The organism is Prevotella sp. AM23-5 (assembly GCF_003473645.1).
GTDB lineage: Bacteria > Bacteroidota > Bacteroidia > Bacteroidales > Bacteroidaceae > Prevotella > Prevotella copri_A.
Map to the genome: position 1 here is coordinate 1 of NZ_QUCG01000087.1, position 10710 is coordinate 10710.

General features: G+C 46.7%; 5 protein-coding genes and 1 pseudogene. 3 read left to right on the plus strand and 3 right to left on the minus strand.

The window, feature by feature from the left end; genetic code table 11:
- The 3 genes and pseudogenes from DW657_RS17600 to DW657_RS15095 form a co-directional block, all read right to left on the minus strand.
- A pseudogene (locus tag DW657_RS17600) lies at nt 1-377 on the minus strand (RagB/SusD family nutrient uptake outer membrane protein); the annotation flags it as partial.
- A gap of 5 nt (nt 378-382) precedes the next feature.
- On the minus strand, nt 383-3373 hold the full coding sequence (locus tag DW657_RS15090) for a SusC/RagA family TonB-linked outer membrane protein (protein ID WP_233547127.1): 2991 nt from the start codon (nt 3371-3373) through the stop codon (nt 383-385).
- A 458-nt stretch (nt 3374-3831) separates the two neighbouring features.
- Nucleotides 3832-4509, minus strand: coding sequence for a porin family protein (locus tag DW657_RS15095; RefSeq protein WP_089543985.1), 678 nt, complete (start codon nt 4507-4509; stop codon nt 3832-3834).
- Nucleotides 4510-4710: 201 nt separating this feature from the next.
- On the opposite strand from DW657_RS15095, the gene DW657_RS15100 reads away from it, so the two are divergent.
- Genes DW657_RS15100 through DW657_RS15110 form a run of 3 tightly spaced genes read left to right on the plus strand, consistent with a single transcriptional unit; the run spans nt 4711 to nt 10561 of the window.
- Nucleotides 4711-7221, plus strand: a complete 2511-nt coding sequence (locus DW657_RS15100; RefSeq protein ID WP_118313267.1) for a YfhO family protein — start codon at nt 4711-4713, stop codon at nt 7219-7221.
- Nucleotides 7199-8041 (plus strand): GSCFA domain-containing protein, encoded by an 843-nt coding sequence (locus DW657_RS15105; RefSeq protein WP_118313268.1) that lies wholly within the window; start codon nt 7199-7201, stop codon nt 8039-8041. Before DW657_RS15100 ends, DW657_RS15105 begins: the two co-directional genes overlap by 23 nt.
- Nucleotides 8042-8083: 42 nt before the next feature.
- Nucleotides 8084-10561, plus strand: coding sequence for a bifunctional UDP-N-acetylmuramoyl-tripeptide:D-alanyl-D-alanine ligase/alanine racemase (locus DW657_RS15110; RefSeq protein ID WP_118313269.1), 2478 nt, complete (start codon nt 8084-8086; stop codon nt 10559-10561).
- Nucleotides 10562-10710 lie beyond the last annotated feature (149 nt).

The window sequence follows — 10710 nt, forward strand, 5'->3', positions numbered from 1 at the left end:
ATTACATAAGAATTAACAGAGTATTGTTCTAATAGAGCATCACAATTTGAAATGCAGGTGTAATATTCAGACCATACTGTAGAAGAGAGGTTACTGATATTCTTGTCTTGCCAATTGTAGAGATTTTGGGTTTCTACATCCTTTCCCGCCAGGTTGGTAGGACAGAAGTCGTTACCCAAAAGAGAAAACTCATACTCCTGATGGGGATAACTCAGATAGCAGGAGGTTAGTAAAGAACGTCCTGTTTTGACATCTGTGATGGCATCAGGGTCGGAAAACTGGTCGGGTGGGGGTACATTGAGTGAACAGCTAGCTAAAAGCATGGTACTGCCTACTAAGACCAGTGATTTTTTTATGATATTTATATAATTCTTCATTTTTCCTAGAATGTAAGATTCAAATTGAATGTATATATTGGTTGTGTTGTGCCGGCAAGTGTTCCGCTCTCTGGGTCACTCTCTTTATAGGAGGTCCATGTGAAGAGGTTGGAAGCCTGGAAGCCCACTGTAGCATACTGCAAGAATGGCAATACCTTTTGCAGGGTGTCTGATGGCAAACGATAGCGCATACTTATCATGGAGAGACGCAAATAGTCGCTCTTGCCTACTGTCCTGGAGTTGGGATATAGTGCAATGTTGTCTTCTGCCGTAGATGAAGTATAGAATGGTGTCCAATAGATTTTGTCCTCATCTCCCTGTTTGAACCACATCTTATCTGTCTGACCGGCAACGGCATTCTTGTTGACATTATCCTTGTCTCTTACATAGGAATAATTGAAACGCTGGATGCCGCCATGAACGTAATAAAAATCCATGTCAAAGTCGAATGACTTGTAAGAGAAGCTCAGATTGAATGTACCTGAATAAGGAGGCGTGAGATGTCCCAATGCTACGACATCGTCTTTTGTCAGCGCTTCTGTTGCCTGTTTCTCCGTGCCATTTGGCAAGAGGAATACAGGATAACCTGTAAGAGGATTTATACCCAGGGATTTTGGTCCATAGAGCATGTCGTATGATTTTCCTACCTCATAGTCTGGTACCAATTGATCTTCTGTGGTATAAATCTTATCTGCATAATAGAGGTCGAGTACCTTGTTGTTGTTATAGGCAAGGTTTGCCCCTATGCTGAAACGGCAATTGTATGTATCTATAATCTTTGCACTCAGACCTACTTCTAAACCGCTATTCTGAAGGACACCGATATTTCGCTTCAAAGTAGAGTAACCTACTGATGTAGGGATTGGCACATCAAGCAATGCCTGCTCTGTACGGCGATTGTAATAGTTGACATCCAATGTGATGCGATTGAACAAATCCATGCTCATACCCAAATCTATCGATTTATTCTGTTCTGGCTTCAAATCCTTATTATACAAGGAAATCAACTCCAATACACGTTGGTCTTCGTATGTATTGGTAGAGTAGGAGAAGGTTCCTGTTGTTGTCGATACGGATACACCATTGAGATTGGCTGTAATACCATAGGATCCCTTGAAATTGAGACGGGAAATCACCTTGTTGTCTTTCAGAAAAGCATAATTTGAAGGTGTCCATCCCAAACCGACAGCCCATGCCTTGTTCCAACGCTTGTCGGAAGGTAAGACAGAGGATGCGTCGGCCTTATAGGTTGCATAGAGATCATAGGTACTCAACAAACTATATCCCAACACACCTCCAATACCCAACTGGCGATTCTTGTCTCTTGGCGCACTCATCTTTACCCTGCGTGAACCGGTAAGGGATTGATTGATGGCTGCTGCTGAGTTGATGGTTCCAACACCATAACCAGTAGTGCTGAGGTTGTCGATATTGGTATCATAATAGTCCATGTTGGCACTGAAAGTGAGGTCATGAATTTCATTGAACGTACGGGTATAGGTAGCACGCACATTCGCAGAAATATTGGTTGTCGTATTCTTGGATTTCGAATAAATACCTCGTGCAACTTCTGCCACGCCGCTATGCATCTCTGAGTATGCGGTTGATGGGGTAAACTGGTGTGATTCGTCTAAGACAAAGTCGATACCTGCCACTGCTGCAATGTCAAGACCTGGCAATAGTGTCAAGGTGATGTTTCCATTCACTCCAAACTCCTTGTCATTAGATTCAGCACTGTATTGATTCATCAAATCCTTATAGGTCTGGCCTGGATAAGACCATAACTTTCCGGTCTTCTGCTCATAAGGATTTAATTCGTAAATCAATGAAGATGGGTCATTGGCAGTACCGTTCGGAGTGTTGGTCTTGGAATAAGCTCCTGTCACGCCCAGCATGGCATAACCAATCTTGCCCAACTTCTGGTCAACGTTTAATCGGAATCCCATACGCTGCTTGTCATTTCCTTCGATACGACCACCCTGATAAGAATAGTTGGCAGAAAGAAAATAAGTTGTTTGGTCATTGCCGCCACGAAGACTTAAGTTGTGGCGCTGGTAGAAGCTGTTGCGCAATAGTTCGTTGAACCAGTCGGTATTGATATTGCGCAAGGAATCAAGCTTGCTCTGTCCTTCAGCTATCATACTGGCTAAGTTTGGGTCGTTGGCAAAGTATTTGCGATAATAGTCCTCACTATAACGATAGCCTGGTGTCTCTGCATTACCGATTAGTCTCTCCAGTTCCAGCTTTTCTGCTGAATTCATCATCTTCAGACCACGACGACCACGGGTAGTAATACCCATATTGGTGCTGTAGTTGATGAGAGGCGCACCGGAATGTCCGCGTTGCGAGGTAATTTCGAGCACACCATTAGCAGCCTTCACGCCATAGAGTGCGCAGGCTGTAGCATCTTTCAGCACTTTCATGCTCTTGATATCCGAAGGATTCAGATTATAAAAAGTCTCAGCAGAGATAATCTGTCCATCCATTACATAAAGTGGTTCGTTGGTTGTATTGCCCTGTCTTAGGGAAGAGTTGCCGCGTAAACGGATTTTTGGGGCAGAACCCAAATCTCCTGTGTTGGTAACGACAAGACCAGGCACAGCACCCTGCAAAGCCAAAGCCATATCTATCATAGGCTTTGCCTCTACACGTTTCATGTCAACGTTTTCTACAACGCCCGACTTGGAACGTAAGTCTATGGCATTGATATTGCTTCGCGCCATGACTACGACCTCACCTACTGAGGTAGAAGATGGCTCCAGCATCGGACTGATGGTTGACTGTCCTTTGTAAACCACATGCTTGGCCTTAAAACCAAGCATCGTGAATTTTATACTTGCCCCACGTTTGATAGGCTGGCTGAAAGCATAGCGACCTTCATCATCCGTTACGGTTACGATCTGGGTACCTTCTACTTTTACAGTTACACCTGCAAGCGGGTTCTTATCCTGGTCGTAAACGTAGCCTATTAAACTTTGGCTTTGAGGTAAGGTCATATTATTGAACACCTCTGAATGATTCACTGAAGCTGCCATAAGATTAGCTGGCGCAGTGCAGAGCGCTATGGTAGCCAATCCTACAGTAATACTTTTATGAATACTACTCGTCTTCTGTTTTCTCTCTCTCTGTCTTTTCATGAAACTTTGTTTTGTAATGATACGGGTGTTTCTTTTTTGTGAAGGCAAAGATACAATATTTTTTTAAAATTAAACATTTTTTTTTGTACCTTTTTGGGAGGAAAATACTAAAAATACCTAGTTTTTAGTAGTAAAATGATGTTTTTTTTCGTCTTTTTGTCTGTTAATTCGGATAAAAGTGGTGGTGTTATTGCGTCAGATTGTTGTTTTCTTATCTTTACTCAAACGTAGGTATTCTTGTTAAAATAGGTTAATCGTAAGATGCAAAAAAGGCAATCCCATAAATCTATGGAATTGCCGGAAATATGCTTTGAAAATTAGAAATTCACTCCGAAATTGAGCAAGAGGGCTCCATTATGCGATTTGTCAAAACTGTCGTGGCAGATGTTTGCAAGGCCGATGTCGTAGGTGAGGTCGGCATAGAACATATCGTAGCCGATGCCGCAACCGATGCGCAGACCACCATCCAGACGGCGGAAGTTGTCGCTGCGGAAGGAACTCTGGGCCTCTCGCTCGGCAAAGTTCTTGATCTTGCCACCTACACCCACGGCGAAGTAACCGCCGAATTGTGGCTGGATGGAGAAGTGGTCATCTACATCATACTTGTATTTCAACACCGCAGGAATCTGCAGGTAGTTGAGGTCGTAGGTCATCTTCTTGCCGGAAACCAGATCCTTCTTGCCACCTTTTTCAATATAGGAGAGACCCGTCTCCAGATACAGAGGCGCAGTATCCGTGAGCGGAATGCCGGCAACAACGCCTACGTTGAGACCCGTCTGCCAGTCACCACCATCCAGACGGGGATCATCCGAATTTACGTAGGTGAATGCCGGACCGATTCGGAAACCGAAGTATGGAGCACCGTAACTGTGGTTGTATCTGTAGTCGAGATGTCCCGTCTTCTTGTTGTAATATCTACTATTCTTATAGTTCTGAGCTGTTGATGGAATCACTGCCAGGAGTATTGCCATCATGATAAATGCGATTCTTTTCATATTGATGTGATTTTAATTATTATCTGGTGCAAAGGTATGGATTTTCGGTCATCTTGCAGCGTGAGAATCCCTATAATGATAGGGGGAAAACCCTATTGCGCCTTTTCTTCGATAAAAAAAGTAAAAAGTTTCTTCTATTATTTTGTAGTGTCTTCATTTCTCATTATCTTTGCACCAAATTATAAACGTTTATAGAAAAAGATGAAATTATTGAAGAAGTATCTACTGGATATTCTGGTAGTGATTGTTTTTGCAGTGATCTCTTTCGTGTACTTCATGCCTGCCGACATGGACGGACGAATTCTGTTCCGACACGACTCGGCGGCGAGCAAGGGATTGGGACATGAGAAAGAGCTTTTCCAACAGCAGACTGGCGAGACAACCCGTTGGACCAACTCTGTGTTTGGTGGTATGCCAACCTATCAGATGTCGCCTTCGTACGGCAGTACCCAGGTGCTCAGCCAGGTAACGAAGGCTTATCATCTGTGGTTGCCTGATTATGTATGGTATGTGTTTGTCTATCTCCTGGGCTTTTATATCATGCTCCGTGCCTTCGATTTCCGACAATCGCTGGCGGTGCTGGGTTCCATCATCTGGGCATTCTCATCCTACTTCTTTATTATCATTGCTGCAGGTCATATCTGGAAGGTATGGGCTTTGGCCTATCTGCCTCCTATGATTGCGGGTGTGGTACTGGCTTATCGGGGTAAGTATCTGAAAGGTCTGCTCCTCACTGCCATCTTCTCGGCTTTCGAGGTGAATGCCAACCACGTGCAGATGACCTATTATTATCTCTTCATCATCCTCTTCATGGTGATTGCCTTCCTGGTAGATGCCATCAAGAAGGGGGAACTCGCCCGTTTCGGCAAGGCGACAGCGGTATGTGCCGTGGGTGCCCTCATCGGTATCTCGCTCAACCTCTCCAACCTGTATCATACCTGGCAGTATGGTCAGGAAACCATGCGTGGAAAGAGCGAACTGGTGAAGAAGAATACTGCCAACCAGACCAGCAGTGGTTTGGATAGAGACTATATCACCCAGTGGAGCTATGGTATTGATGAAACCTGGACGCTTCTGATTCCTGATGCCAAGGGTGGTGCTTCCGTACCTCTCGCCCAGAATACGCAGGCGATGGAGAAGGCGGATCCTAACTTCGTGCAGATTTATCAGCAGCTCGGACAGTACTGGGGCAACCAGCCTGGTACGAGCGGTCCTGTATATGTAGGAGCATTCGTATGTATGCTCTTCATCCTCGGTTTGTTTATTGTCAAGGGTCCTATGAAGTGGGCATTGCTGGCTGCCACCATCCTGAGCATCCTGCTCTCCTGGGGTAGAAACTTCATGCCGTTCACCGATTTCTTCCTTGATTACATTCCGATGTATGCCAAGTTCCGAACGGTGGCTTCTATCCTCGTGATAGCCGAGTTCACCATTCCGTTGCTTGCCATGATGGCTTTGAAGAAAATCATTGATGAGCCGGAGATACTCACCAGTAAGATCAAGCTGGTATATGCCAGCTTTGGTCTGACGGCAGGCTTCTGTCTGCTCTTTGCCCTGATGCCGAGTGTCTTCTTCCCTGATTTCATTTCCGTTCAGGAAACTCAGGCGTTGCAGCAGTTGCCGGCAGAATACCAGGGGCCGCTCATGAGCAATCTCATCGAGATTCGCAAGAGCATCTTTACTTCCGATTGCTGGCGCTCGTTCTGGATCATCGTCATCGGCTCAGCCTTCCTGCTGCTTTACAAGATGAAGAAGTTTGGTGCTGAGTATATGATTGCCGGCATCGCCGTACTCTGTCTCGTAGATATGTGGATGGTGAACAAGCGTTATCTCTACGATGATATGTTCGTAGATAAGAACGTGCGCGATACTCCTCAGCAGATGACGGAGACCGATAAGATTATCTGCCGCGACAAGGCGCTCGATTACCGTGTGCTCAATCTCGCTTCCAATACCTTCAATGAGAACGAGACCTCTTATTACCACAAGAGCATCGGCGGTTATCATCCTGCCAAGCTCCGTCGCTATCAGGAGATGATTGATGCACATATCGCTCCTGAGATGCAGAAGACGATGAAGGCTGTGGCTGAGGCAGGTGGTGATATGACCAAGGTAAATGGCGACAGTATCTTCCCTGTATTGAACATGCTCAATACCAAATACTTCATCCTGCCTTTGCAGGGCGGTCAGACGGTTCCTGTACAGAATCCATACGCCTACGGCAATGCCTGGTTTGTGGATGAGGTGCAGTATGTCAACAATGCCAACGAGGAGATTGATGGCGTGGGCAAGGTCAACCTCCGTCATGTGGCAGTGGCTGATGCCAAGTTCAAGGAGCAGCTGGCTCAGAGCGTGAAGCAGGATGATACTTCGGTGGTGAAGATGATCCAGTATAAGCCAAACAACCTCACCTACGAGGTGAAGTCGAGCAAGGGTGGCGTCATCGTCTTCTCTGAGATTTACTATCCTGGATGGACTGCTACCGTAGATGGTCAGCCTGTAGAACTGGGACGTGTGGATTATATCCTCCGTGCCATCAACGTGAAACCGGGCAACCACAAGGTGGTACTCGATTTCCATCCTCAGTCGCTCAAGAATACAGAGATGGTAGCTTATATCGGCTATGGTGTTCTGGTACTCCTTATTATAATAGGTATAGGAGTGGAAATCAAAAAGCGCAAGAAGACAGATGCTGTTTCGAACAGAAATTGATATTCCGAAGGCCGACTTCGAGATACAGCCGGCAGAGCAGATGCTCTTCGTGGGCAGTTGCTTTGCCGACAATCTGGGTCGCCGATTCGTGGAGAATCGCTTCCGTGCTACGGTGAATCCCTTCGGTGTGATGTATAATCCGGCAAGCATTCTCCATACGGTAGAGAAATGCGCCGAGGTGCATCCTCGTGTAGCAGTCTTTACGTTGGGTACGAACCACGTGTATATTCTGAAGGAAACGGGCGAGATTGTGGATAACTGCCAGAAGCGCCCCCAGCGCCTTTTCGAGGAAAGGGAACTGAGTGTAGAGGAATGTGCTGCGTATCTGCAAAAGGCGATTGATTTGCTGAAGCAACGAGGTTTGAAAGATGAAACATCGGAAGATGAAACTTTCTATACCAGCTTGAAGGTAATCGTAACCGTAAGCCCCATCCGTTATGCCAAATACGGCTATCATGGAAGTCAGCTTTCGAAGGCTACGCTTCAGTTGGCTGCAGACTGCTTGGTGAAGGCGAATCCTGGTGTGTTGAGCTATTTTCCAGCTTACGAAATCATGAACGATGAACTTCGTGATTACCGATTCTACAAGGAAGATATGCTGCATCCGAGCGATCAGGCAGTAGAATATATCTGGGAGAAATTCCGGGAAACCTATTTCGGCAAGGCTGCCGAACAGTTTCTGGAAGACTGGCGTCCCATCCGGGAAGCCCTCGGACACAAGCCCTTCAACCCCGATAGCGAGGAACATCTGAAGTTCATCGCCAAAACGGAAGAAAGGAAAAGATGGTTCGAGAAAAAGTATGGGTTAGTGACGGGCTGAAAGCCCAAAAGCATAATGTAGAACATTTAAAGTATTAAGACAATGACATATACTATTGAAAAGGTAACCACACTGATAGGTGCGCGTCGCTATGGAGACAATGATACCAACATCGGTTTTATCCTGACCGATAGTCGTTCTCTTTGTTTCCCGGAGGAAACTCTGTTTTTTGCACTCAAGTCTGAGCGCAATGACGGTCACAACTACATTCCGGAGTTGTATCGTCGTGGAGTCAAGAACTTTGTGGTGACTGATGTCCCTAAGGGATATGCTTCTGATTATCCGGGAGCCAACTTCCTGAAGGTTGTCAACACGCTGGAGGCTCTCCAGCGCCTGGCAGAACGTCATCGTGATGAATTCAACATCCCTATCGTGGGTATTACGGGCTCGAATGGCAAGACCATGGTCAAGGAGTGGCTTTATCAGCTGCTCTCACCAAGCATGTTCGTCACCCGCAGTCCTCGCAGTTATAATTCGCAGATAGGTGTGCCATTGTCGGTTTGGCTGATGAACGAGCAGACCCAGGTGGGTGTGTTCGAGGCTGGTATCAGTCAGCCGGGCGAGATGCTTGCCCTGCGCGACATCATTCAGCCTACCATCGCCGTACTCACCAATGTGGGTTCTGCCCATCAGGAGAACTTCTCTTCCCTGGAGGAGAAGTGCCGGGAGAAACTCATCCTCTTCCATGATGCAGAGACCGTGGTTTATAATGGTGATGATGAACTGATTACCAAGGTGGTGGCTGAATATCCTGATTACAAGGGTGAAAAACTCTTCTGGTCGCTCAAGAACCCTGAGGCTCCTTTCTATGTGAAGAACATCGAGAAGCAGCAGAGTGTGAGCGTTATCACCTATATATATAAAGGTGAGATGGACAGTTTCTCCATCCCATTCATCGATGATGCATCTATCCAGAACTCCATCATCAGTGCAGTGGTGGCTTCGAAGCTCGGCGTTTCTGCCGAGGATATCGACAAGCGCATGGCAAAACTGGAACCTGTGGCGATGCGACTGGAGGTAAAGGTGGGTCAGCATGGCTGTACACTCATCAACGACAGTTACAACAGTGATATAAACTCACTCGACATCGCTCTCGACTTCATGAACCGCCGTCCTGATCATCGTGGCCGTCGCCATACTTTGATCTTGAGCGATATCTATCAGAGCGGTCAGACTCCTGAGGCTCTATATAAAGAGGTGAGCGATCTTGCCCGCAAGCGTGGCGTAGTGAAGTTCATCGGTATCGGTCCGGAACTCTGCAAACAGCATGATACGATTCAGATTTCAGAAAAGTTCTTCTTCCCGAATGTGGAGGAGTTTATCAATAGCGAGGTCTTTGCCTCCCTCCGCGATGAGGTCATCCTCCTGAAGGGTGCCCGCCAGTTTGGTTTCGATCAGCTTACCGAACTGCTGGTGCAGAAGGTGCATGAAACCACCCTCGAGGTCAACCTGAATGCGGTGGTTGCCAACCTCAACTACTACCGTGCCTTCATGAAGCCGGAAACCAAACTGGTCTGCATGATCAAGGCGGATGGCTATGGTGCCGGAGCGGTAGAGATTGCCAAGACCCTGCAGGATCATCGTGTAGATTATCTGGCTGTGGCTGTTGCCGATGAGGGTGTCACCCTTCGCAAGAACGGTATCACCAGCAATATCATGATCATGAACCCGGAAATGACAGCCTTCAAGACCATGTTCGATTACGACCTGGAGCCTGAGGTGTATTCTTTCCGATTGCTCGATGCGCTCATCAAGGCTGCAGAGAAGGAGGGTGTCACCGGATTCCCTGTTCACATCAAGCTCGATACCGGTATGCATCGCATGGGCTTCGATCCTGAAAACGATATGGAGGAGCTTATCGGTAAGCTGAAGCATCAGAATGCCATCATCCCTCGTTCTGTCTTCTCTCATTTCGTGGGAAGCGATGACGATAGTTTCGATGATTTCTCTGCCCATCAGTTTGAACTCTTCGATAAGGGAAGCCGACAGTTGCAGGCTGCCTTCGACCATAAGATCCTGCGCCATATCTGCAATTCGGCAGGTATCGAGCACTTCCCGGAGCGCCAGTTGGATATGTGCCGCCTGGGTCTCGGACTCTATGGCATCAACTCCCGCAACAACAAGACCATCAACTGTGTGAGCACCCTGAAGACTACTATTCTCCAGATGCACAACGTGAAGGCGGGCGATAGTGTAGGCTATAGTCGCAAGACCATCCTCGATAAGGACAGCGTCATCGCTGCCATTCCTATCGGATATGCTGATGGCTTGAACCGCCGTCTCGGCAATCGCCATGCCTACTGTCTGGTCAACGGTCAGAAGGCAGATTATGTAGGCAATATCTGTATGGATGTGGCGATGATCGATGTCACCGGCATCAATTGCAAGGAAGGTGATAGCGTGGAAATCTTCGGAGAGCATCTTCCTGTTCAGGTGTTGAGTGATATTCTGGAGACAATTCCTTACGAAGTACTGACCACCATCAGCAACCGAGTGAAGAGGGTTTATTACCAGGATTAAGCGTGAAAAGAAGCGTTGCTGGCGACAATAAATCGTGCAAAAACGTATAAAAAACGATAAATCCCATCCGAAAAGCTCGGATGGGATTCTTTTTTGCGTAAATTTTTCCATTAAAACGTATTGAATATGAACTATAATAATAAAAATGA